The 22,552-nt window shown below is 76.0% G+C and carries 27 protein-coding genes; 8 read left to right on the forward strand and 19 right to left on the reverse strand.

What is annotated here, in order from left to right; genetic code table 11:
- Positions 1-168: 168 nt before the first annotated feature.
- From rlmB to EV189_RS14965, 7 genes are all read right to left on the reverse strand, one after another.
- Positions 169-1,176 carry a 23S rRNA (guanosine(2251)-2'-O)-methyltransferase RlmB gene (rlmB, locus tag EV189_RS14935; RefSeq protein ID WP_130493698.1) on the reverse strand — a complete coding sequence of 336 codons (1,008 nt, stop codon included), beginning with the start codon at positions 1,174-1,176 and terminating at the stop codon, positions 169-171.
- Positions 1,177-1,190: 14 nt separating this feature from the next.
- Complete coding sequence (gene cysS, locus EV189_RS14940; RefSeq protein ID WP_231116413.1) at positions 1,191-2,594, reverse strand: cysteine--tRNA ligase; 1,404 nt, start codon at positions 2,592-2,594, stop codon at positions 1,191-1,193.
- A 109-nt stretch (positions 2,595-2,703) separates the two neighbouring features.
- Positions 2,704-3,168, reverse strand: coding sequence for a nuclear transport factor 2 family protein (locus EV189_RS14945; RefSeq protein ID WP_130493699.1), 465 nt, complete (start codon positions 3,166-3,168; stop codon positions 2,704-2,706).
- A gap of 41 nt (positions 3,169-3,209) precedes the next feature.
- Positions 3,210-3,848 carry an MBL fold metallo-hydrolase gene (locus EV189_RS14950; RefSeq protein WP_130493700.1) on the reverse strand — a complete coding sequence of 213 codons (639 nt, stop codon included), beginning with the start codon at positions 3,846-3,848 and terminating at the stop codon, positions 3,210-3,212.
- A 43-nt stretch (positions 3,849-3,891) separates the two neighbouring features.
- Positions 3,892-4,374, reverse strand: coding sequence for a 2-C-methyl-D-erythritol 2,4-cyclodiphosphate synthase (ispF, locus tag EV189_RS14955; RefSeq protein ID WP_130493701.1), 483 nt, complete (start codon positions 4,372-4,374; stop codon positions 3,892-3,894).
- Positions 4,371-5,096: a 2-C-methyl-D-erythritol 4-phosphate cytidylyltransferase gene (gene ispD / locus EV189_RS14960; RefSeq protein WP_407938136.1), complete on the reverse strand. Its 726-nt coding sequence runs from the start codon at positions 5,094-5,096 to the stop codon at positions 4,371-4,373. The genes ispF and ispD overlap by 4 nt, the downstream gene beginning before the upstream one ends.
- Before the next feature lie 50 nt (positions 5,097-5,146).
- Positions 5,147-5,629, reverse strand: a complete 483-nt coding sequence (locus tag EV189_RS14965) for a CarD family transcriptional regulator (protein ID WP_130493703.1) — start codon at positions 5,627-5,629, stop codon at positions 5,147-5,149.
- Between the two features lie 176 nt (positions 5,630-5,805).
- Here EV189_RS14965 and EV189_RS14970 point away from each other — a divergent pair, with 176 nt between their 5' ends.
- Positions 5,806-6,705: a UbiA family prenyltransferase gene (locus EV189_RS14970; protein WP_231116414.1), complete on the forward strand. Its 900-nt coding sequence runs from the start codon at positions 5,806-5,808 to the stop codon at positions 6,703-6,705.
- Between the two features lie 12 nt (positions 6,706-6,717).
- Positions 6,718-7,395, forward strand: coding sequence for a hypothetical protein (locus tag EV189_RS14975; RefSeq protein WP_130493705.1), 678 nt, complete (start codon positions 6,718-6,720; stop codon positions 7,393-7,395).
- A 227-nt stretch (positions 7,396-7,622) separates the two neighbouring features.
- Here the strand turns inward: EV189_RS14975 and EV189_RS14980 are convergent, their stop codons facing one another.
- Entirely contained in the window at positions 7,623-8,303 is a 681-nt protein-coding gene (locus tag EV189_RS14980) for a response regulator transcription factor (protein ID WP_130493706.1), read from the reverse strand.
- The gene (locus EV189_RS14985; protein ID WP_130493707.1) at positions 8,300-9,583 is read right to left on the reverse strand and encodes a sensor histidine kinase; all 1,284 of its coding nucleotides are present in this window, start codon (positions 9,581-9,583) and stop codon (positions 8,300-8,302) included. The genes EV189_RS14980 and EV189_RS14985 overlap by 4 nt, the downstream gene beginning before the upstream one ends.
- 150 nt (positions 9,584-9,733) lie before the next feature.
- On the opposite strand from EV189_RS14985, the gene phoU reads away from it, so the two are divergent.
- The gene (gene phoU, locus EV189_RS14990) at positions 9,734-10,405 is read left to right on the forward strand and encodes a phosphate signaling complex protein PhoU (protein WP_130493708.1); all 672 of its coding nucleotides are present in this window, start codon (positions 9,734-9,736) and stop codon (positions 10,403-10,405) included.
- On the opposite strand, the gene EV189_RS14995 is transcribed toward phoU, so the two are convergent.
- The 3 genes from EV189_RS14995 to mshA form a co-directional block, all read right to left on the reverse strand.
- Positions 10,356-10,742, reverse strand: coding sequence for a TfoX/Sxy family protein (locus EV189_RS14995; RefSeq protein ID WP_130493709.1), 387 nt, complete (start codon positions 10,740-10,742; stop codon positions 10,356-10,358). The genes phoU and EV189_RS14995 overlap by 50 nt on opposite strands.
- Before the next feature lie 23 nt (positions 10,743-10,765).
- Positions 10,766-11,566 carry a phosphoglyceromutase gene (locus tag EV189_RS15000; protein WP_130493710.1) on the reverse strand — a complete coding sequence of 267 codons (801 nt, stop codon included), beginning with the start codon at positions 11,564-11,566 and terminating at the stop codon, positions 10,766-10,768.
- Positions 11,567-11,640: 74 nt separating this feature from the next.
- Positions 11,641-12,966, reverse strand: a complete 1,326-nt coding sequence (mshA, locus tag EV189_RS15005; RefSeq protein WP_130493711.1) for a D-inositol-3-phosphate glycosyltransferase — start codon at positions 12,964-12,966, stop codon at positions 11,641-11,643.
- A 42-nt stretch (positions 12,967-13,008) separates the two neighbouring features.
- Here mshA and EV189_RS15010 point away from each other — a divergent pair, with 42 nt between their 5' ends.
- Together EV189_RS15010 and EV189_RS15015 are read left to right on the forward strand one after the other, a co-directional pair.
- On the forward strand, positions 13,009-13,806 hold the full coding sequence (locus tag EV189_RS15010; protein WP_130493712.1) for a class I SAM-dependent methyltransferase: 798 nt from the start codon (positions 13,009-13,011) through the stop codon (positions 13,804-13,806).
- Between the two features lie 58 nt (positions 13,807-13,864).
- Complete coding sequence (locus EV189_RS15015; RefSeq protein WP_130493713.1) at positions 13,865-15,214, forward strand: sensor domain-containing diguanylate cyclase; 1,350 nt, start codon at positions 13,865-13,867, stop codon at positions 15,212-15,214.
- 25 nt (positions 15,215-15,239) lie between these two features.
- Here EV189_RS15015 and EV189_RS15020 read toward each other — a convergent pair whose 3' ends face one another.
- Both EV189_RS15020 and EV189_RS15025 read right to left on the reverse strand, forming a co-directional pair.
- Positions 15,240-15,584, reverse strand: coding sequence for a DUF2516 family protein (locus tag EV189_RS15020; RefSeq protein WP_231116416.1), 345 nt, complete (start codon positions 15,582-15,584; stop codon positions 15,240-15,242).
- A complete protein-coding gene (locus EV189_RS15025) occupies positions 15,584-16,183 on the reverse strand; it encodes an RsiG family protein (protein WP_231116417.1) in 600 nt (199 codons plus the stop codon). The genes EV189_RS15020 and EV189_RS15025 overlap by 1 nt, the downstream gene beginning before the upstream one ends.
- 37 nt (positions 16,184-16,220) lie before the next feature.
- Between EV189_RS15025 and dtd the strand changes: the two genes are divergently transcribed.
- A complete protein-coding gene (dtd, locus tag EV189_RS15030; protein WP_130493714.1) occupies positions 16,221-16,652 on the forward strand; it encodes a D-aminoacyl-tRNA deacylase in 432 nt (143 codons plus the stop codon).
- 58 nt (positions 16,653-16,710) lie between these two features.
- Here the strand turns inward: dtd and EV189_RS15035 are convergent, their stop codons facing one another.
- From EV189_RS15035 to EV189_RS15055, 5 genes are all read right to left on the reverse strand, one after another.
- The gene (locus EV189_RS15035) at positions 16,711-17,115 is read right to left on the reverse strand and encodes a DinB family protein (RefSeq protein ID WP_231116418.1); all 405 of its coding nucleotides are present in this window, start codon (positions 17,113-17,115) and stop codon (positions 16,711-16,713) included.
- Positions 17,116-17,267: 152 nt separating this feature from the next.
- Complete coding sequence (locus tag EV189_RS15040) at positions 17,268-18,764, reverse strand: sugar transferase (protein ID WP_130493715.1); 1,497 nt, start codon at positions 18,762-18,764, stop codon at positions 17,268-17,270.
- Between the two features lie 126 nt (positions 18,765-18,890).
- Positions 18,891-19,913, reverse strand: coding sequence for a CAF17-like 4Fe-4S cluster assembly/insertion protein YgfZ (gene ygfZ / locus EV189_RS15045; RefSeq protein ID WP_130493716.1), 1,023 nt, complete (start codon positions 19,911-19,913; stop codon positions 18,891-18,893).
- Positions 19,897-20,364 carry a Fur family transcriptional regulator gene (locus tag EV189_RS15050; protein WP_130493717.1) on the reverse strand — a complete coding sequence of 156 codons (468 nt, stop codon included), beginning with the start codon at positions 20,362-20,364 and terminating at the stop codon, positions 19,897-19,899. Before EV189_RS15050 ends, ygfZ begins: the two co-directional genes overlap by 17 nt.
- 10 nt (positions 20,365-20,374) lie before the next feature.
- Positions 20,375-20,953, reverse strand: coding sequence for an FABP family protein (locus EV189_RS15055; protein ID WP_231116419.1), 579 nt, complete (start codon positions 20,951-20,953; stop codon positions 20,375-20,377).
- Positions 20,954-21,109: 156 nt separating this feature from the next.
- Here EV189_RS15055 and EV189_RS15060 point away from each other — a divergent pair, with 156 nt between their 5' ends.
- Entirely contained in the window at positions 21,110-21,481 is a 372-nt protein-coding gene (locus EV189_RS15060) for a DsrE family protein (protein WP_130493718.1), read from the forward strand.
- A 76-nt stretch (positions 21,482-21,557) separates the two neighbouring features.
- Positions 21,558-22,406 (forward strand): NAD(P)H-binding protein, encoded by an 849-nt coding sequence (locus EV189_RS15065; RefSeq protein WP_130493719.1) that lies wholly within the window; start codon positions 21,558-21,560, stop codon positions 22,404-22,406.
- Positions 22,407-22,552: the final 146 nt, after the last annotated feature.

Here is a 22,552-nt window from a genome sequence, read left to right on the forward strand (position 1 = left end):
AGGTCGTGCGTGATCACGTCAGGAACTGGCCCCAAGATGTGCATGATCACGCTGAGGTGGGGTCCCCGGGATGTGCATGATCACGGCGAAGCGGGGTCTTCGAGATGTGCATGATCACGAGGCTCGTGGGGTCCCCGAGATCTGCATGATCACGGGGGGGGTGGGGCGTCAGGCGGCGCGGCGGCGCGCCACCTCGTACAGCGCGATCGACGCGGCGATGCCCGCGTTCAGCGACTCCGTGTCGTGCGCGATGGGGATGCGGACCACGAGGTCGCAGGTGTCGCGGACGAGGCGGGAGAGCCCCTTGCCCTCGGACCCGACGACCAGCACCAGCGGGTCGGACGCGACCTCGAGCTCGCCGACCTCGACGCTGCCCTCGCCGTCGAGCCCGGCGACGAAGACCCCGCCGTTCTGCAGCTCGCGCAGCGCGCGGGTGAGGTTGGTGACCCGGGCGACGGGGAGCCGGGCGGCGGCGCCGGCCGAGGCCTTCCAGGCGCCCGCGGTCATGCCGACCGAGCGGCGCTCGGGGACGATGACGCCGTGCGCGCCGAAGGCGGCGGCGGAGCGGACGGCCGCGCCGAGGTTGCGGGGGTCGGTCACGCCGTCCAGCGCGACGAGCAGCGGCGGGCGGCCGCTGTCGTGCGCGCGCTCGAGCAGGTCCTGCGGCGTCGCGTAGCGGTAGGGCGGCACCTGCAGCACGAGGCCCTGGTGCAGCGTCCCGTCCGTCATCCGGTCGAGCTCGGGACGCGGGCCCTCGAGCACGGGGATGTGCAGGTCGCCCGCGAGCTTGAGCGCCTCCTTGACCCGGTCGTCGGACTCGATGCGCTCCGCGACGTACAGCGTCGTGGCGGGGACGCGCGCCCGGAGGGCCTCGACGACGCTGTTGCGCCCGGCGACGAGCTCGGTGCCCTCGCCCTTCGGGCCGCCACGCCGCGCGGGCGGACGGGATCCCGAGGGACGGGACGACCCTGCGCCCTGGCTGCTGCCCCCGGAGGCGGCCCGCTTCGCGGCGCTCGCGGCCCGGCGCGCGGCAGGGTGCGCCTTGCGCTCCTCCGCCGGCGGCGTCGGGCCCTTGCCCTGCAGCGCACGACGGCGCTGGCCGCCCGAGCCGACGGTCGGGCCCTTCTTGGTGCCCTCCTTGCGGCGCGCGCCGTGGCGCTTGTCGTTGCCGGCCATGTGCAGCTCCCTGCTCAGCTTCCGAGCAGGGACCAGCGCGGCCCCTGCGGAGTGTCCTCGACCGCGACGCCTGCGGCGGTGAGGCTGTCGCGGATGGCGTCCGCGGCGGCGAAGTCCTTGCGCGATCGGGCTTCCTGGCGCTGGGCGAGGGCCAGCGCGACGAGGCCGTCGACGGCCCCGCGCAGCTGCTCGTCCTCGCCGGTCGCCGCGCCCGACCAGACCGGGTCGGCGGGGTCGAGCCCGAGCACGGCGAGCATGGCGCGTACGGCAGCGGCGAGCTCTGCGAGTCCCGCACCGGTCCCGTCCAGCAGGCGGTTGCCCTCGCGCACGGAGTCGTGGAGGACGGCGAGCGCGGCGGGGACGCCGAGGTCGTCGTCCAGGGCGGCGGTGAACGCGGCCGGCAGCTCACCGAGCGCCACAGGGGCTCCCAGCCGGTCGGCTGCGCGCGCGAGGAACCCCTCGACGCGGCGCAGCGACGTGCCCGCCTCGGTGAGCGCGGCCTCGCTGTACTCGATGTGCGAGCGGTAGTGCGCGCCGATGAGGTAGTAGCGCAGCTCGACGGGGCGTACGCGCTTGACGACCTCGGTCACGAGCAGGGAGTTCCCGAGCGACTTGCTCATCTTCTCGCCGGCCGTGGTGACCCAGCCGTTGTGCAGCCAGTAGCGCGCGAAGGCGTCACCCGCGGCCCGCGACTGGGCGATCTCGTTCTCGTGGTGCGGGAAGACGAGGTCGAAGCCGCCGCCGTGGATGTCGAACTCCGGCCCGAGGTAGGCCTCCGCCATCGCCGAGCACTCGAGGTGCCAGCCGGGCCGGCCCTGGCCCCACGGCGTAGGCCAGGCGGGCTCGCCCGGCTTCGCGCCCTTCCACAGCGCGAAGTCGCGCGGGTCGTGCTTGCCCCCGCCCACCTCGCTGTCGGTGCTCGCGAGCATCTCGTCGGGACGCTGCCCGGACAGGGCGCCGTACGCGGGGTAGCTCGCGACGGAGAAGTAGACGTCCCCGCCGGCGGCGTACGCGGCGCCGCGCTCGACTAGCCGCTCCATCAGCGCGACCATCTGCGTCACGTGGCCGGTGGCGCGCGGCGCGACGCTCGGCGGGCGGCAGCCCAGCACGGCGTACGCCTCCTCGAAGGCGCGCTCGTTGCGGAACGCCACCTGCCACCACGGGACGCCCTCCTCCGCCGCCCGGCGCAGGATCTTGTCGTCGATGTCGGTGACGTTGCGGACGAAGGTGACCTCGAGCCCCTTGTGCTCGAGCCACCGGCGCAGGACGTCGAAGGCGAGCTGCGAGCGGACGTGGCCGACGTGCGGCGGTGCCTGCACGGTCGCGCCGCACAGGTAGATCCCGACCGCGCCGGGCCGCAGGGGCGCGAAGGGCCGCACCTCCCGCGTCGCGGTGTCGTAGAGGCGCAGACCGGTCACGGTCCCAGCCTATCGGCGTACGGGGCCTCCCCCCGCCCGTCCCTTCCTCGTGATCATGCACGTCCTGGGCCCAGGACGTGCATGATCACGAGGAGGGGGACTGGGGAGGTCAGCGCAGCGGCAGGTCAGCGCCGCGCTCGGCCTCGGGGCGCGGACCGAGGATGCACCGGTCCGCCGCCGCGATCTCGACGTCGTTGATGCTCGCCTCGCGCCGCCGCATGAGGCCGAGCTCGTCGAACTCCCACAGCTCGTTGCCGTAGGAGCGCCAGGTGCGGCCGTCGGCGTCGTGCCACTCGTACTGGAAGCGCACCGCGATGCGGTCGTCGCCGAAGGCCCAGAGGCTCTTGCGCAGGGCGTAGTCGCGCTCGCGCTCCCACTTGCGGGTGAGGAAGGCGACGACCTCGGCGGTGCCCTGGAGGAACTCGTCGCGGTTGCGCCACACGGTGTCGGGCGTGTACGCCGCGGCGACGCGCTCCGGGTCGCGGGTGTTCCACGCGTCCTCCGCGGCCTGCACCTTCTGGCGGGCGCTGGCCTCGTCGAACGGCGGGAGGGGCGGGCGGGCGGCGGGCGGCATGCGCCGCATCCTGCCAGCCCGCCCGCCGCCCCGCAGCGCGCTCAGACCTCGAGCGGCTCGCCGTCGATGCGGAGGAAGCGGCCCTTGCCCTGCAGGCCCAGGCCCTCGACGGTGTCGTCGTAGATCGGGCGGGCGCCCTCGACGATGATCGCGTCGTGGATCGGGAACACCGTCCCCGCGCCGACGGCCCGGACGAAGTCGATGGTCTCCCGGATGCTCGACCAGGGCGCGACCACCGGCACGGCGAGCACCTCGACCGCGAAGTCGGGGACGGTCAGCGCGTCGCCGGGGTGGAACAGCCGCCCGCCGATGAGGTAGCCGGTGTTGGGGATCGTGCCCGCGTCCTCGTGGAACAGCGCGTGGTCCCTGCCCGAGCCGCGCACCTCGACGCCCTTGACGTCGACGGTCTCGCCGGCGCCGAGGACCTTCGCCCCCTGGACGCCCTGCTGGCCGAGGACCTCGGCGGTGCCGGGGTCGACGACGAGCTGCGCACCGGGGTTCCTGTCGAGCAGCCCCTGGACCTTGTCCGGGACCACGTGGTCGAAGTGCTGGTGGGTCACGAGGACCGCGTCGAGGCCGTCGAGGTCGTCCCAGGCCGAGAAGGCACCGGGGTCGACGAGGATGCGGGCGCCCGCCTCCTCGACGAGCAGGCACGAGTGTCCGAGCTTGGTGATCTTCATGGACTCGTTCCTACCCCCTCGGCAGCGCTCCCACCAGCGGGAGTCAGTCCTCCTGCGGCACGACGAGCGCCACGGCGAGCGCGGCGACGCCCTCGCCGCGCCCGGTCAGCCCCAGTCCGTCGGTGGTCGTCGCCGAGACGGTGACGGGCGCTCCCGCCGCCTCGCTCAGCACCCGCTCCGCCTCGGCGCGCCGCGGCCCGACCTTCGGGCGGTTGCCCACCACCTGCACCGACACGTTGCCGATCGCGAAGCCCGCAGCACGTACGCGGGACGCCGTCTCGGCCAGCAGCGCGGTCCCGCGCGCGCCCGCCCACTTCGGCTCGGAGGTGCCGAAGTTCGACCCGAGGTCGCCGAGGCCGGCCGCGGAGAGCAGCGCGTCGCACGCCGCGTGCGCCGCCACGTCGCCGTCGGAGTGGCCGGCGAGGCCCCGCTCGCCCGGCCAGTGCAGGCCGGCGAGCCACAGCTCGCGGCCCTCCTCGCCCAGCGGGTGCACGTCGACGCCGTTGCCCACGCGGGGGGTGCTCACCGGCCGGCTCCTCTCCTGCGCAGCAGCGCTTCGGCTGCCTCGACGTCCTCGGGGCGGGTGACCTTGAACGCCTCGGGCGCGCCCGGGACGACGAGCACGGGCAGGCCGAGCGCCTCGACGAGGCCCGCGTCGTCGGTGACGAGCAGCTCAGCGGGCAGCGCGTGGGCCCGCTCGAGCACGACGCGGGCGAAGCCCTGCGGCGTCTGCACGGCGCGGAGCAGTTCGCGCGGCGGCGTGGCCACGACGTGCCCCGTGCCGTCGACCTGCTTGACGGTGTCGGCGACCGGCAGCCCGGGGACGACCGCGGGCGCTCCCGCCGCGACCGTCGCGACCACGCGCTGGACGAGCTCGACGGGCACGAACGGGCGCGCCGCGTCGGAGACCAGCACGACGTCCACCTCGGGCGGCAGGGCGCGCAGCGCCGCGGCGACGCTCGCCCGCCGGTCGGTCCCGCCTGCGACGACGAGCGCGCCGGTCCCCGCGCAGGCCGCCTCGGTGGCGGCGAGGTCCCCCGGCGGGCCGGCGACGACGAGCAGGTCGACCTCCGGCGCCGCGCCCAGGCTGCGCAGCGCGTGGCGCAGCAGCGGCTCGCCGCCGACCTCGCGCAGGGCCTTCGGCGCCCCGGGGCCGAGCCGCTCGCCGCGGCCGGCGGCGGGGACGAGGACGGCGACGCTCACCTGCGCGACCCTACTGCTGGCCGCCGACGGGCGGCGCAGACGCACGTCGGGCCCGCCACCGGGAGGTGGCGGGCCCGACGGACGAGCGGGTGGTGCTAGCTGGCGAGGACCTCGTCGAGGACGGCCTCGGCCTTGTCCTCGTTGGTCTGCTCCGCGAGCGCGAGCTCGGAGACGAGGATCTGCCGGGCCTTCGCCAGCATGCGCTTCTCGCCCGCCGACAGGCCGCGGTCCTTCTCCCGGCGCCACAGGTCGCGGACGACCTCGGCCACCTTGATCACGTCGCCGGAGGCGAGCTTCTCGAGGTTGGCCTTGTAGCGGCGCGACCAGTTGGTCGGCTCCTCCGTGTGCGGGGCGCGCAGCACCTCGAACACCCGGTCGAGCCCGTCCTGCCCCACGACGTCGCGGACGCCGACCAGGTCGCAGTTCTCCGCGGGGACGCGCACCGTGAGGTCACCCTGAGCGACCTTCAGGACCAGGTAGGTCTTGTCGACCCCCTTGATCTGCCGCGTCTCGATGGCCTCGATGAGGGCCGCCCCGTGGTGGGGGTAGACGACAGTCTCGCCGACCTTGAACGTCATTAAGATCCCCTTTCCACTGTCGAGGTTAACACGCAGGGACGCCCGGCGACAGCCCCGAGACCCGCGTTCCCGCAGGTCAGGGCCTTGACAAGTGCCCAGGAGCATGCATGTCGGAGCCGGGTCGGAGGGCCCAGGACACCCCGGAGGGGCCCGTGAGCAGCAGGTCAGCACGGAGCGTGACGAGAGGTCTCGCCCTGTCGTGCCACCCGCTGCCCACGCTGGCGGTCACCGGGTTGGCCGCCGGCCTGGCGGGTGCGGCCGGCGCCCCGCCCCGCCGTACGGGCCTGCTGGCGGCCGCCGTCCTCTCCGGCCAGCTGGCCATCGGCTGGGCCAACGACACCCTCGACGCCGGCCGCGACGCCGCGCGGGGACGGGCGGACAAGCCGGTCGCCACCGGGGAGGCCCCCCGTCCCCTCGTCGCCGCGGCCGCCGTCGTCGCCGCGGCCGCGACCGTCCCGCTCTCGCTGCGGCTCGGCCGGGTCGCGGGCACTGCGCAGCTCGGCCTCGTGGCGAGCGGGCTGGCCTACGACCTCGGCCTCAAGCGCACGGCGCTGTCCGCGCTGCCGTACCTCACCGGCTTCGGCGCGCTGCCCGTCGCGGCGCACCGCACGGCGGGTGCCGGTCCGGTCCCGCTCGCGCTCCCGCTGGCCGGCGCCGTGCTCGGCTGCGGGGCCCACCTGCTCAACGCGCTGCCGGACCTCGCCGACGACGCCGCCACCGGGGTCCGCAGCCTGCCCGTGCGCCTCGGCCCGGACCGCACCCGGCGCGGCGGGGCCCTGCTGCTCGCCGTCGCCGCCGCCCTCCCGCAGCAGGGCCCGCGGTCGCCTGCCGGCAGCGCTGCGCGGGTCGCCGCCGGGGGGCTCGCGCTCGCCGCCGCGGGCCGCTTCCCCGACGGCCCCGGAGGCCGGCCCTCCCGCCGCCCCTTCGCGTACGCCGTGGCGAGCGCCGCCGCCGACCTCGCGCTGCTCCTCGCGCGCAGCCGCGCCGCGCGTACGGGCCGGCAGGCAGGGGAACGGGGTCGGTCGGTACGCTTGCCGGACCTCCCGACCGACAGGCACCGGTCACCAGCGTCCTAGAGGAGCCCCTCCGTGAGCCGTCCGCGAAGCACCCCCGGTCCTCGCCGGCAGCGCCAGCGGGGCCCCGCGCTCGCCGTCGCGGCGCTCGGGCTCGGGGCGCTGCTCGCGGGCTGCGGCTCCGGGTTCGGGGCGCAGACGTACGACGTGAAGAACCCCGGCGACGGCACCGACGCGACCTCCGGGCCGCTGCGCGTCCTCAACGCCGTGGTCGTGGGCACCGGCACGAGCGCCGAGCTCTCGCTGACGGTGGCCAACACGGGCGGGCAGGCCGTCTCCCTCCGCTCGATCAGCGTGGCCGGCGCGCAGGCGCGGATCTCCGGCTCGACGAGCGTGCAGGCCGAGAGCACGCTGCAGATCGGCGGCTCGGGCGGCACGACCGCGAGCGTGCAGACCACGTCGCAGCTGCGCGATGGCGCCCTGGTGCCGATGACGGTCACCCTCGACGCGGGCAGCCTCCAGCTGCAGGCGCCGGTGCTGCCGGCCACCCGCTACTACGCCTCGCTGACGCCCGGCGCGGTGCCGAGCCCGAGCGTCACCCCGAACCCCACGGCCGCGGCCTCGAACTCGCCGGCCTCGAGCCTCGAGCCGACTCCCGGCTCCACACCCGGTGCGGCGGGCAACGGCGCGGGCAACGGCAACGGCAACGAGAACGGCAACCCGAGCCTGCAGCCCACGCCCTCGGCGAGCTGAGCTCCCGCCCTCCTGCGAACGGGGTGCCCCAGTAGCGGTCGGACCGCTGCTGGGCACCCCGTTCGCACGTGCGGGCCCCGCGCAGCAGCGAACAGGGGCACCCAGTGGTCCTCGGGGCGGCACTGGGGCGCCCTGTTCGGAACCCGGCGAGCACTGGGGCGCCCTGTTCGGAACCCGGGAGAGGAACCCGGACCAGGACACGGGCGGCCCGCCGGGGCGCGCCCGGCCTACGGCTCGAACTTGTAGCCCAGCCCGCGCACCGTCACCAGGTGCCGCGGGGCGGCGGGGTCGGGCTCGATCTTCGAGCGCAGCCGCTTGACGTGGACGTCCAGCGTCTTGGTGTCCCCGACGTAGTCCGAGCCCCAGACGCGGTCGATGAGCTGCATCCGCGTGAGCACCCGGCCGGCGTTGCGGAGGAGCATCTCGAGCAGCTCGAACTCCTTGAGCGGCAGCGGCACGACCCGGCCCTCGACCGTCACCACGTGGCGCTCGACGTCCATGCGCACCGGCCCCGCCTCGAGGGCGGCCGTGACGGTCTCCTCGGGCTCGCCGCCGCGGCGCAGCACGGCGCGGATGCGCGCGACGAGCTCGCGCGAGGAGAACGGCTTGGTCACGTAGTCGTCGGCGCCGAGCTCGAGGCCGACGACCTTGTCGATCTCGCCGTCCTTGGCGGTCAGCATGATGACGGGGACGCCGCTGCGCTGGCGCAGCGCGCGGCACACCTCGGTGCCGGGGATGCCGGGCAGCATGAGGTCGAGCAGCACGAGGTCGGCGCCGGAGCGGTCGAACTCCTCGAGCGCCAGCGGCCCGGTCGGGGCGACGGCGACCTCGTAGCCCTCCTTGCGGAGCATGAACGAGAGCGCGTCGCTGAACGACTCCTCGTCTTCGACGACAAGGACGCGGGTCACGGGGCCTCCTGCGGAGTGGGGGTGCCCGCCTCGGCGGACGGGGCGTGCGTGGACTGGTCCGCGCCGGTGGGGCCAGGGCTGGGGGGTACGCGGTCGCGCTCGTCGCGCTCACCGTCGACGTCGTCGTCGTCATCGAGGTCGTCGACGTCGTCGTCGATGTCGTCGTCGTCGATGTCGTCGTCGTCGAAGCCGTCGTCGAGCGCCTCCTCGCCGCTGCCCGGCGCGCGCGGCAGCCGGACCGTGAACGTCGAGCCCGAGCCCTCGACGCTCCAGACCACGACCTCGCCGCCGTGGTTCTGCGCGATGTGCTTGACGATGGAGAGCCCGAGCCCGGTGCCGCCGGTCTCGCGCGAGCGGGCGGGGTCGACGCGGTAGAAGCGCTCGAAGATCCGCTCGAGGTCGCCCTCGGGGATCCCGATCCCCTGGTCGGTCACGCTGATCTCGACGAGCCCGTCGAGCCGGCGGACGCCGACGGCGACGCGGGTGTGCGGCGGGCTGTAGCTGATGGCGTTGTCGACGAGGTTGCGGACCGCCATGACGAGCTGGCCCTCGTCGCCGATGACCTGGAGGCCGTCCTGGCCGCCGCTGACGACGACGATGCCCTTGGCGCCGGCGGCCAGCGAGCAGCGGTCGATCGCCTCGACCACCACCTCGTCGACATCGACGGGCGTCGCGGCCGCGAGCGGGTCGTGGCCCTGCAGCCGGGAGAGGTCGATGAGCTCCTGGACGAGGTCGGCCAGCCGGCCCGCCTCGCGGTGCATCGAGCGGGCGAAGTGGCGTACGGCGTCCGGGTCGTCGCTCGCCCCGACGACGGCCTCGGCGAGCAGGCTCAGCGCGCCGACGGGGGTCTTGAGCTCGTGGCTGACGTTGGCGACGAAGTCGCGGCGCACGGCGTCGATGCGCCGGGACTCGGTGCGGTCCTCGACGAGCACGAGCACGAGGCGGCCGGAGTCGAGCGGGGCCACCCGCGCCGTGACCGCGAGCTTCTCGCCGCCGAGCGGGCCGCGCGGCAGCTCGAGGTCCTGCTGGCGGATCTCGCCGTCGCGCCGCACGCTGCGCACCAGCGCGAGCAGCTCGGGCGAGGCGAGCCGGTCGTCGCGGACCAGGCCGAACGCGTACGCCGTGGGGCTCGCGCGCAGCACGTCGTCCGAGGGCCCGACGAGCACCGTGGAGGCGCGCAGCACCGACAGGACGTCGACGACGCCCTCGGGCACGACGTCGCGCGGGCGCGCGACGAGCGCACCGCGCTCCCCGCCACGCCGCCCCGGGTACCAGGCCACGCGGCGATCGTAGGGCGCGCCGCGCGCCCGCCCGGCCGTGGAGGGGGCCGCTCGGGGGACGCGGGGGGCACTGTTCACCGTACAGTCGGACGTGGTTCACCTGGGCGCGGGACGGTGGGGTCCCCCCATGAGGAGAGGCAGGGCTGCACGTTGCGGGACGCATTCCACGAGGAGCTGGACGCGCTGAGCGACCAGCTGGTCGAGATGACCGGGCTGGTGCACTCGGCGATGACCCGGGCGACGACGGCCCTGCTCGACGCCGACCTCGGCATCGCGGAGAGCGTCATCGCCGCCGACGAGCGGCTCGACGCCCTCCACCACGACCTGGAGGAGCGGGCGTACGACCTGCTCGCGCGCCAGCAGCCCGTGGCGACCGACCTGCGCATCATCGTCGCGGCGCTGCGCATGAGCGCCGACCTCGAGCGGATGGGCGACCTCGCCCGCCACGTCGCCCAGGTCGCCCGCATGCGCTACCCGAGCGTCGCGGTCCCGGCTGACGTGCGCGCGACGCTCGTCCAGATGGGCCAGGTCGCGACCCGCATCGTGCTCAAGGCCGGCAGCATCGTCGCGGACAAGGACGTCAAGATCGCGCTCGAGCTCGAGCGCGACGACGACGAGATGGACCGGCTGCACCGCGACCTGTTCACGCTGCTGCTCGCCGACGACTGGGACCACGGCATCGAGGCCGCGATCGACCTCACGCTGCTGGGCCGCTACTACGAGCGCTTCGCCGACCACGCCGTGGCGGTCGCCCAGCGCGTGGTCTTCCTCGTCACCGGCGAGCACCCCGGGACGGCGTCGGCCTCGCCGCTCCCCGCCTGACGGCCGCCTGCTCCGGCAGGCCCTCGACGCACGCCGTGCCGCGACCCACCCAGGTCGCGAGCACGGCGTCGTCGTCCAGCACCTCGCCCGTCACGCGCACCCACCCGCGGACGGCACCGCGCCGGCCCATCTCGAACTCGCTCGCGCCGGGCTCCTCGAGCAGCTCGGCGGTCCGGTCGGGGTCGACCCGCACCATCAGCCCGCCGCTGCCGGACGCCGCCACGGCGAGGTGGCCGCGCAGGAGGAAGGCCAGTCCGCCGAACATCCGCTGCTCGACGACCGGCCGCCCGGAGAGCAGCGCGCGGACGCGCTCCGCCAGCTCCTCGTCGTACGCCACAGTGCCTCCCCGCGGGGGTGGACCTACTTCTTGCCCTGGTTCTTGACCGCCTCGATGGCCGCGGAGGCCGCGTCGGGGTCGAGGTACTCCCCGCCGGGCTGCAGCGGCACGAGGTCCTCGTCGAGGCGGTAGACGAGCGGGATGCCCGTGGGGATGTTGAGCCCGGCGATCGCCTCGTCGGAGACCCCGTCCAGGTGCTTGACCAGCGCGCGCAGCGAGTTGCCGTGCGCGGTCACGAGGACGACCCTGCCGAGGCGCAGGTCGGGGACGATCGCGTCGTACCAGTAGGGCAGCAGGCGCGCCACGACGTCCTTGAGGCACTCCGTGCGCGGCAACAGCTCCGGCGGCAGGTCGCTGTAGCGCAGGTCGCCGAACTGCGAGAACTCGTCGTCGTCGGCGATCGGCGGCGGCGGGACGTCGTAGGACCGGCGCCAGAGCATGAACTGCTCCTCGCCGAACTCCGCCAGCGTCTGCGCCTTGTCCTTGCCCTGCAGCGCGCCGTAGTGGCGCTCGTTGAGCCGCCACGAGCGCTTGACCGGCAGCCAGTCGAGGTCGGCGCGGCCGAGCGCGATCTGCGAGGTGCGGATCGCGCGGCGCAGCACCGAGGTGTGCACGACGTCGGGGAGGATCCCGGAGGAGGCGAGCAGCGCGCCGCCGCGCTCGGCCTCGCCGCGGCCCTTGTCGGAGAGGTCGACGTCCACCCAGCCGGTGAACAGGTTCTTCGCGTTCCACTCGCTCTCGCCGTGGCGCAGGAGCACGAGGGTGTGGGTGGCGCCGCCGCCACCGAGCAGGTCGTCCGCCGGCGCGGGGATCTCGTCAGCCATGGCGCGAGCCTAACGGGGGCCGCCGACGGTCTGGTCGACAGGGAGCTCAGCACCGCCCCCGAGCGCTGGCGCGCTCACCGCACCGCGCGCAGCCCCGGCACCGCTGAGAAGCGCGCGCTGGTCACGGCGTCGGCGTAGACCTCGGCGACCTGCTCGGCGGTCCGCGTCCAGCTGAAGCCCGCCGCGTGGCGCAGCGCGCCGTCGCCCAGCGCCAGCCGCCGGTGCGGGTCGAGGAGCAGCTCGCCGAGCACGCGGCCCCAGCGCTGCGGGTCGTGCCCGTCGACGAGCACCCCCGAGCTGCCGTCGGCGACGGCGGTGCGCAGCCCACCCACCCGGGCGGCGACGACCGGGGTCCCGCAGGCCTGCGACTCGATCGCGACGAGCCCGAACGACTCGCTGCGCGACGGGATCACGGTGAGGTCGGCCGCGGCGTACCAGTCGGCGAGCTCGCGGCGCGGCACCGGCGGCTGGAAGGACACCACGTCGGCGACGCCGAGCTCGTCGGCCAGCCGCTCGAGCGCGCCGGGCTCGGCCAGCCCCGCCCCGCTCGGGCCGCCGCAGACGACGGTGCGCAGGCGGCTCCGCAGCGCGGGGTACGCGGTGAGCAGCTCCGCCGTCGCGCGCACCAGCACGTCGGGGGCCTTGAGCGGCTGGACCCGGCCGACGAAGAGCAGGACGAGGGCGTCGGCGGGGAGCCCGAGCCGCGCGCGCACGGCGGCCCGTGGGCGCGGGTGGAAGGTCTCCAGGTCGACGCCCGGGGCGACGACGGCGACGCGGCCGGGGTCGGCGCCGTAGAGCTCGACGAGCTGCTCGGCCTCCTCCCCGGTGTTGGCGAGCAGCCGCTCCGCAGCACCCACGACCTGGGCCTCGCCGACCTCGCGGGAGCGCGGCTCGGGCAGCTCGCCGGGGCCGAGGGAGAGGTTCTTGACCCGCGCCATCGTGTGCATCGTGTGGACCAGCGGGACGCCCCAGTGCTCGGCGGCGACCCAGCCGACCTGCCCCGAGAGCCAGTAGTGCGAGTGGACGAGGTCGTAGCCCGCGCCCTCCGGCGCCGCGGAGATGAGCGCCGCGGACAGCGCGCACAGCTGGCCCGGGAGCTCCTCCTTGGTGAGCGGCCCGCTCGACCCGGTGGACAGGTGCCGCACGGCCACGCCGTCGCCGAGGCGCACCACCGGTGGGGCGTCCTCCTGCACCGCGCGGGTGAGGATGTCGACCTCGATGCCGAGCGCGGCCAGCCGCCGGGAGAGCTCCACGACGTAGACGTTGAGCCCGCCCGCGTCGCCCGTCCCCGGCTGGTCGAGCGGCGAGGTGTGCACGCTGAGCATGGCGACCCGGCGCGGCCCGCGGGGACGGCGTGCGGGCCGCAGGGGGCGTACGGGCTCGCGGGTCACGGGGTCCATCCTCCCCGATGGCGCGGGGAGCACGCGTGCCACCCTTCGGGCATGCCCGCGCCGCCGCGACCCGCTCGCCCGGTCGGCACCCCGACGCGGGGCACGACCGCACCGAACCGGCTGCGCCGCGTGGACCGCTGGCTCGTCGCGACGCACGGGCGGCTGCTGCGGACCTGCGCGGACCCGCTGGTCGTGGACCTCGGGTACGGCGAGACGGGCGTGACGCCGCTCGAGCTCTGGACGCGGGTGCGCGCCGTCCGCCCCGACGCCCGCGTCGTCGGGGTGGAGATCGACCCGGCCCGGGTGGCCGCCGCCGCCCCCCTGGCCCGGCCAGGGCTGGAGTTCGTGCGGGGCGGGTTCGAGCTCCCGGTCGCGGGCGACCCCGTGGTGGTGCGGGCGCTCAACGTGCTGCGCCAGTACGCCGAGGACGAGGTCCCCGCGGCCTGGCAGCGGCTGCTCGACCGGCTGGCGCCCGAGGGGATCGTCGTCGAGGGGACGTGCGACGAGCTCGGTCGCCTCGGCGGCTGGGTGACGCTCGACCGCACCGGCCCGCGGACGCTGACCCTCGCCGCGCGCCTCGCGGGGCTCGAGCGCCCCTCGGTGCTCGCCGAGCGGCTGCCCAAGGCGCTCATCCACCGCAACGTCCCCGGCGAGCGGGTCCACGCGCTGCTCGCCGACCTCGACGCCGGCTGGGACGCCGCCGCGGCGTACGCGGGCTACGGGCGGCGGCAGCGCTGGGTCGCGGCGGTCGAGGCGCTCGCCCGGCGCGGCTGGCCGGTGCTCGACCGGCCCCACCGCTGGCGGCAGGGGGAGCTCACCGTGGCCTGGGACTCGGTCGCGCCGTCCTGACGCGCAGCGAGTGCGGCAGATCCCTCCATCCGGCCGTGGTGCGGCCGATGCTCAGGACATGACCCTCGACCTCAGCGTCCTCACGGGCGCCGTGCTCGGGGTGGTCGCGAGCCCGTCCACGGACGCGGAGCTGGTGCTCGCGGCCGCGCGCCGGGAGCTCGCCGACGCGTACCCCGGGCTGGTGCTCGAGGTCGGTGCGCCCGGGGGTGCCGGCATGCCGCTGCTGCTGGCGGGCCGGGAGTACGGCGTCCTGCGCACGAGCGGACCCGCCCTGCCGGCGGACGCGGTCCGCATCCTCGCGCACGCGCTCGCGGTCGCGCTGGCCGTCGACGTCGAGCGCGCCCGGCGGCGGTACGGCGCCGCCCGGGAGGAGGCGCTCAGCCGGCTGCTCCGCGAGGGCATCACCGCCACCAGCGTCGAGGAGGCCGGCGAGCTGGTGGCGCGCGTGACCGCCGACGTCTTCGCCACCGAGCGCGCCGCGGTCTACCTGCTCGGCGACCGCGGGGTCATCCGGCACGTCATCGGCGTCGGGCTGGACGAGGAGCTGGGCGAGCGGCTGCGCTCCAGCCTCGTCGGCCTGGTCGCCGCCGACTCCCCGGTCTTCCGCCGCACGCAGCTGTCCGGCGGACCGCTGCTCATCGGCGACGTGGCCGCGACGTCCGTCCGGGCGGGCGGGTTCGTGCGGACCCTCGGGCTCAGCGCGTTCGTCGCGATGCCGCTGCTGTCGGCCAGTGGCCAGGCGGGGCTCGTCATGTGCGGGGAGACCGGCCCCCGCCAGTGGACGCCGGACGACGAGGCCCTCGCCCGCCAGCTCGCGCTGCAGGCCGCGGTCGTCGTCGATGCCGCCCGGCTGCGCCAGGCCGAGCAGCACCACCTCGCCGACCTCACGCACCGCGCCCTGCACGACGCGCTCACCGGGCTGGCGAACCGCGCGGCGCTGCTGGACGCGCTCGACCGCGCCGTCCTCGGCGGGGAGGCCGACGCGGGCCAGGTCGCGCTGCTCCTCGTCGACCTCGACGGCTTCAAGGCGGTGAACGACGAGCACGGGCACGGGGCCGGCGACGTGCTGCTCCAGCACGTCGCGGCGCGCCTGCGCCACGCGGTGCGCGACGACGACCTCGTCGCCCGGCTCGGCGGCGACGAGCTCGCCGTCCTGCTGGCACCCGGCACGGACGGGGAGACCGCGCTCGAGGTCGCCCGCCGCGTCGACGCGCGGTTGCGCGAGCCGTTCGACATCACCGGGTCCGCGGTGCGGATCAGCGGGGCCGTCGGCCTCGCCGTGCTGCCCCGCTGCGCCACCGACGCCGCCGGGCTGCTCGCCGCGGCGGACGCGGCGATGTACCGCTCGAAGCGGGAGGGCGACGGGCCGGCGGTCGCGCGGCCCGTCCCGGCGCCGCGCGCCGGCTAGCCCACCAACGGCCGTACGGGCCGGCTCACCAGGGGCCGTACGGGCCCATGCGCGTGCCGCCGCCGCCGCGCCCGCTCATGCCCTTGACCGCGGGCCGGACGTCGGCGAGGTAGACCGCACCGGCGACGACGGCCGCGATCCCGATGAGCGACGAGGCGCCCGACCACCCCGCCAGCAGCACGAAGAGCAGCGCGATGCCGAGGATCGCGACCCACTTCTGCTTGGTGAGCTTGCCCGCGGCGGCGTACGCCCCGGGCTTCCAGCGCAGCGAGTCGACGGCGGCGACGAGGACGATGACGACCTCGACGCCCCAGAGGAGCAGGTACACCCAGTCCATGAAGCCCATGTGGTGCTGGGTCTGCTGCAGCATCAGCGCTCCTGGAGCAGGTCGCTGACGTCGGCCCGCCCTTCCTTGTAGCGGCGGCCGATCTCCGCGGTGCAGGCGTCGACGACGGCCTGGACCGAGCGGCGGGAGCGCGAGACGTCCTCCTCGAAGGCGACCAGGCGCTCGAGCGCGGAGGCGAGCTCCCCGTCGTCCATCCCGGAGAGGTCGGAGAAGCCGACGTCGGCGGCGAGCTGCTCGACGCGGCGGCGGTGCTCGCCGACGCGCGAGGGGTCGACGTGCGGGAGGCGCGCGTGGCTCCAGTCGGCGCGCGGGCCCGAGTCGGTGAGGGTACGGGCCAGCCGGGCCACGAAGTCCTCCTCGCTGCCCTCCTCCAGCGACGGGCCCCCGTCGGCGCGGCGGGACTGCTCGGCGCGCAGGATGTCGAGCCGGCCCTGCAGCAGGCGCCGGACGTAGGAGAGGTCGGCCTCCTCCTGCTCGACGTCCTGGCGCATCGCGCGCACCTCGGCCAGCGGGCGCTCGGCCAGCCCCGCGAGGAAGTCGGGCGCGAGCACGCGGTCGATGCGGCGCCGGCCGCCGTCCAGCGGGCCGGACGCGCCGGTCGGGTCAAGCCCTGCGTCAGTCACCCCTGCATCGTGCCAGACCAGCGGGCAGGATGGGCCCGTGCGCGCCCTCCTCCAGCGGGCCCTCGGCGCGGAGGTGCGCGTCGCGGGCGAGGTCGTCGGCGCCCTGCCGGGCCCCGGCCTGCTCGTCCTGCTGGGCGTCGCGACGACCGACACCGCGGCGGACGCCGCCGCCCTCGCCCGGCGCGTCCACGAGCTGCGCGTCCTGCGCGACGAGCGCAGCGCTGCGGACGAGGGCGCCCCGCTGCTCGTGGTCAGCCAGTTCACGCTGTACGCCGACACCCGCCGCGGCCGCCGGCCCAGCTGGTCCGCGGCGGCGCCCGGGCCGGTGGCCGAGCCGCTGGTGGAGGCGTTCGTCGCCGCCCTGCGCGAGCGGGGCGCGCACGTGGAGACCGGCGTCTTCGGCGCCGACATGCAGGTGTCGCTCGTCAACGACGGGCCGGTGACGCTGCTGCTCGAGGAGCCGCGGTAGCGCTCGGGGTGCCGTCAGCCGCGATAGCGCTCGACCCCGCAGCGAGCCGCAGCAGCGGCTACTCCCCCACCTCGCCGTCCACGCGCTCGCGCAGCAGGTCCGCGTGGCCGTTGTGCCGGGCGTACTCCTCGACGAGGTGGACGAGCACCCAGCGCAGCGACACGGTCCCGACCTCCTCGTCCTCGCCCGTCGCGCCGAGCGGCGTACGGGCCACCGCGTCGTCGACCGCGGCGCACTCCGCCCGCCACGCGGCCCAGGCGGCGTCCGCCACCGCCTGGTCGGGGACGGCGCCCTCCCACGAGTCGGCGCCGTGCACGCCGGGCACCTCCTCGTGCCCGACGACCCGGCGCACCCAGTGCCGCTCGGCCTCCGCGAGGTGGCGGAGGAGACCCAGCAGCGAGAGCGACGACGGCGGCACCGCCCGCTCGGCGAGCTGCGCCGCGGACAGCCCGTGGCACTTCACTCGAGCGTGCCGCGCTGCCAGCGGAGGAACCCCACCAGGGTCTCGCGCTCCGCCGCCGTCGTCGGGGGTTACCTGCGCACGCGCACCTCCACCTCTCGTCCGTCGCAGGAGGTGACGCCAGCCGCTCGCGCGGCTCATCGGCGCGGACGGAGCTAGTACGCGCCGGAGCCGTGGAAGACTGCGGCGAGGGTCTTCCACAGGATGAGCATGTCCGCCGTGAAGGACCAGTTCTCGACGTAGTACAGGTCGAGGCGGACCGTGTCCTCCCACGAGAGGTCCGAGCGCCCGCTCACCTGCCAGAGCCCCGTCATGCCGGGCTTCACGAGCAGGCGGCGGCGCACGTCGGACGCGTAGTTGGCGACCTCGCTCGGCAACGGCGGGCGCGGCCCGACGAGGCTCATGTCGCCGCGCAGCACGTTGATGAGCTGGGGCAGCTCGTCGAGCGAGTAGCGCCGCAGCCAGCGCCCCACGGACGTCACCCGGGGGTCGGCCCGCATCTTGAACAGCACGCCGTCGTGCTCGTTCTCGAGCGTGAGGTCGGGCAGCATCGCCTCGGCGCCGGTGACCATCGAGCGGAACTTCACCATCGTGAAGGTGCGCCCCTCGCGCCCGACCCGCTTCTGCCGGAAGAGCGCAGGACCGGGGCTCGTGGCGCGGACGGCGACCGCGATGCCGAGCAGCAGCGGCGACAGGGCGGCCAGCAGCCCGAGCGCGACGACGCGGTCGACGATGCCCTTGACGATGCGCATCGGGCCCTCGTACTGCGGGGCCTCGACGTGGAGCAGCGGGAGCCCGGCCACGGGGCGCACGTGGATGCGCGGCCCGGCGACGTCGGTCAGCGCGGGGGCGACGACGAGGTCGACGCCGGTGCCCTCGAGCGCCCAGCCGAGCCGGCGCAGCGCGCTCGGGGTGAGCCCGACCGAGGGGACGACCGCGACGGTGTCCGCGCCGGTGTCGAGCACGGCGTGCGGCACCGAGGCCAGCGAGCCGACGACGGGCAGCGCGAGGTCGCCCTCCTCGTCGAGGCCGCCGGGCAGGCAGGCGCCCACGACCTCGTAGCCGGCGTAGGCCTCGCGGGTCAGCTCCGCGGCGAGGTGCCGGACATTGTCCTTGCTGCCGACGAGCAGGACGCGGTGGCTCCAGCCGCCGCGCCGGCGCTGGCGGTGCAGCCACTTGCGGGCGAGCCAGCGCTCGAGCACCAGGCCGGCGAGGCCCACGGGGAAGGCCAGCGCCACGAGCCCGCGGCCCGACTCCAGCCGGCCGAGGTAGGCGAGGATCGAGAAGACCCCGAACAGGCGGACGGTCGCGGTGACGACCCGCTTGTACTCGTCGGGGCCCACCCCGACGACCCGCCGGTCGCGCGAGACGTGCAGCGAGAGGCTCGTCATCCAGCCGACGACGAGCAGGGCCCCCACCGACAGGGTGGTGCTGAGCGGCGGCGTCAGGGCGCCGCCGGTGACCTGCTCCGGGACGAGCCGGCGCCCCCAGGCGAGGGCGCTCGAGACCGCGGCGAGGATGACGAGGGCGTCGAGGACCCACAGCGTGGTCTCGAGCCGGCGGGCCCAGCCGGGGGCGCGGACGGCATCGCCCGGGACGAGCGTCGGAGCCGGCGCGGAGGCGCGCTCGAGCTCGACATCCGCCTCGAGCATGCGATCCCCCTTCGCGCGTGGGCAGGGCCAGCCGCTCAGGCTACTGCCTGGGAGCGGTCCTGGACAGCCGTGCGCGGCTCCGGAGGGAGGGCTGCGGGCAGCCGGTGGGCAGCCGGGTGGGCAGGGTCAGGCCGGGCGCAGGCCCGCCTGCGCGCGCCGGCCGGCACCTCCGCCGGGAGCCGCAAGCAGCAGCGCCGGCACCTCCTGCGCCGCGCTCGCGGCACCGGCGACCAGCGTCGCGGCCGGGTCGACCGACCGCTTGACCAGCGCGAGCGCGACCGGCCCGAGCTCGGCGTGCTGGGCGACGCTGGTGAGCAGCCCGACCTCGCGGCCCGCGTCGAGCACCGCGGTCCCGGGCTCCGGCAGCTCGGCCGAGCCGTCGAGGTGGAGCAGGACGAGGCGCCGCGGGGGCTTGCCGAGGTTGTGGACGCGGGCGACCGTCTCCTGGCCGCGGTAGCAGCCCTTGTCGAGCGCGACGGCGGTCGCCATCCAGCCCACCTCGTGCGGGATGGTCCGGTCGTCGGTGTCGACGCCGAGCCGCGGCACGCCGGCCGCGACCCGCAGCGCGGCGTGGGCCCACGATCCGGCAGGCGCCCCTGCCGCAGCGGGGAGGGCGGCGAGCTCGGCTCGCGGCACGAGCGACAGCGCGCCGCCGAGCGGGTCGCCCGGGGCCGGCCGCCACACGACCTCCGCCGGGAGCGGCTCCCCCGGCGACCAGACCACGGCGTACGCGGCGGTGGCGTCCTCGACCTCGACCTCGGTCCAGAACCGCATCCGCAGGAGGTACGCCGTGAGCGCCGCCGCCGTCCCCGGCTCCACGACCATCCAGGCGGAGGTACCGTCGTCGACGAGGCGCAGGTGGTGCTCGACGCGGCCGTTGGGGTCGAGCACGAGCGCCTCGGTCGACGCGCCGGCCGGGAGCCCGCGCAGCGCCTGGCTGGTGAGGTCGTCGAGCCAGCCGAGCCGGGCAGGGCCGGTGACGCGGACGACGCCGGAGGTGGACAGGTCGACCCAGCCCTCGCCGTCGAGCAGCCGGCGCTGCTCGCGCAGCGGGTCGCCGTAGTGCCACGCCACGCCGGCGTCGACGCCCTCCGCGGGCACCGCCCCCGGGAGGGCGAGCAGGGGCGAGGGGTCAGTGCTGGTGCTCATGCCGCTCCTGCTGGTGCTCGTGCTCCGGGTCGCGCGCGTCCGCCTCCTGGCAGGACCGGCAGCGGCCGAAGATCGCGAAGTGCGCGACGTCGGTCGCGAACCCGTGCTGGGCGGCGATGCGGGCGACGAGCTCGTCGGCGACGCCGATGTCGGCCTCCCCGACCGTCCCGCAGTCGCGGCAGACCAGGTGGAGGTGGTCCGCCTCCTGCGCCGGGTGATAGGTGGGGGAACCGTGCCCGAGGTGGGTGTGGGTGACGAGGCCCAGCTCCTCGAGCAGCTCGAGCGTCCGGTAGACCGTGGAGAGGTTGACGCCGGTGGCGGTGCGCTGGACCTGCGCGTGCACCTCGTCGGGCGTCGCGTGGCCGAGGGTGGAGACGGCCTCGAGGACGAGCTGGCGCTGCGGCGTCAGCCGGTAGCCCCGCTCGCGGAGCAGCTCCCTCCAGTCCCCCACGTCCGCCTCCTCAGGCCCGGGGCGCGACCTCGGGCGGGTCGAGCCGCCCGGGGGCCACGACCGTGCCGGCCGGTCCTGGCGCGAGCGCCTCGGCGGCGTCGACGCGCTTGAGCCGTGCGCTGGCGTGCGGCGCCATCGGCTGGCCGTACGCCGCCTTGTCGTAGGCGTAGAGCAGGTCGCCCTGGACGAGGCCGTAGAGCCGGTGGCCGGCCTGGTGCTCGTCGGCGTGCAGGGTGCGCGCGACGACGTCGGTCGTCATCTCGACCCGCGCGGGCGCGATGGAGCCGACGTAGACCTCGACGACGCCGCCGGGCTGGGCGATGATCGCCTCCACCTCGGTGCCGCCCATGACCGGGCGCCAGTAGCCGGTCTCGACGGTGATGACCTCGCCGACCGTGCCGTCCTCGCCGAGGGCCCAGAGCCGGGAGTCGAAGGTGAGGTAGTCGCCCCCGTGGTGGCCGAAGACCACCTGCTGGCCGAACTGCGCCTCGGGCTGGCCGGGGTAGCCGATCACCCCGGCGCCCTGCCACGTGCCGAGCAGCCAGGCCACCGGCACGAGGACGGACGGGAGGTCCGGGGTCAGCTCCACCGCGACGTCACGAGCCCCGGCTAGGCCTGGGCCTTGAACAGCCGGTAGACCACGTAGAACGCGAACCAGGTGATCGCGACGGCGGCCACCGACAGCAGGCCGGTGTAGAAGTACTCGAGCACGCCTCGATCCTATCCGCCGACTAGGGTCCCGGGCATGGCGGACGTCGCGCGCACGCTGGTGGTCAAGGTCACGGCCGGGGCGGACGCGCCCGAGCGCTGCTCGCAGGCCTTCACGGTCGCGGCGACGGCGGCGGCCTCGGGGGTGCCGGTCTCGCTGTGGCTCACGGGCGAGTCCGCGTGGTTCGCGCTCCCGGGTCGCGCCGCGGAGTTCGCGCTGCCGCACGCGGCCCCGCTGCCCGACCTGCTCGACGCGGTGCTCGACGCGGGCAGCGTCACGCTCTGCACGCAGTGCGCGGCCCGCAGGGGCATCACCGGCGCCGACGTGCTGCCGGGCGTCCGGATCGCCGGGGCGGCCGCGTTCGTCGAGGAGGCCCTGCAGCCGGGGGCGCAGGCGCTCGTCTACTGAGACGGGGGCTGCTCGGGGAATCGGGCCCCTCCCCCGTGGGGTTGCGCGGTTCCCGACCCGACCTGCTGGAGGACGCATGACGACGTACGCCGTGACCGGAGCGAGCGGACCCTTCGGGCGCGCCGCGGTGGGAGCGCTGCTGCAGCGCGTCCCGGCCGCCGACGTCCGTGCGCTGGCCCGGACGACGGAGCGCGCGTCCGACCTGGGGGTGGAGGTGCGCGCGGTCGACTACTCGCAGCCCGAGACGCTCGCCCCCGCGCTCGAGGGGGTCGACCGGCTGCTCCTCGTCTCGGGCTCGGAGGTCGGCCGGCGCACGCCGCAGCACACCGCCGTGGTCGAGGCGGCCGTGGCCGCGGGGGTGCAGGTCGTCGCGTACACGTCGATCCTCGGCGCCGACGCGAGCCCGCTGCCGCTCGCCGTCGAGCACCGCGAGAGCGAGGCGGTGCTGCACGCGAGCGGGCTGCCGGTGCTGCTGCTGCGCAACGCGTGGTACGTCGAGAACTACACCGGCCGTCTGCAGGAGTGGGCCGGACGCGGCGAGATCGTGTCCGCGACCGGCGAGGGCCGGGTGTCGACCGCGCCGCGGGCGGAGTACGCCGAGGCCGCCGCCGCGGCGCTCGTGGGCGCCGGGGACGAGAGCGTGACGTACGAGCTCGGCGGTCCCGCCTTCTCGTACGCCGAGCTGGCGGCGGCCGTCGCCCGCACCACCGGCCGCGAGGTCCGCGCCCGCCTCGTGAGCCCCGAGGAGCTGACCCGCGAGCTGCTCGCGGCGGGCCTGGACGAGGGGACCGCAGGGTTCGTCGCCGCGCTGGACGCGGGCACCGCGGCGGGCGCGCTGGACACCTCCAGCCGCGACCTCGCCACGCTGCTCGGGCGCGAGCCCACGCCGTGGGAGGACGCGCTGCGCGCCGCCTGGCAGGGCTGAGGGTCCCGACGTCGTGGGCCCGGGGGGGGGGCCCCCCCCCCCCCCCCGCCCCCCCCCGCGGGGGCGGGGGCGCCCCCCCCCCCCCGGGGTGGGCCGCGCGGGGGGCGGGTGGGCGGGGGGTTTGTTGGGGGTGTGGCTTCCCGCCG

It is taken from the genome of Motilibacter rhizosphaerae, from assembly GCF_004216915.1.
GTDB lineage: Bacteria > Actinomycetota > Actinomycetes > Motilibacterales > Motilibacteraceae > Motilibacter > Motilibacter rhizosphaerae.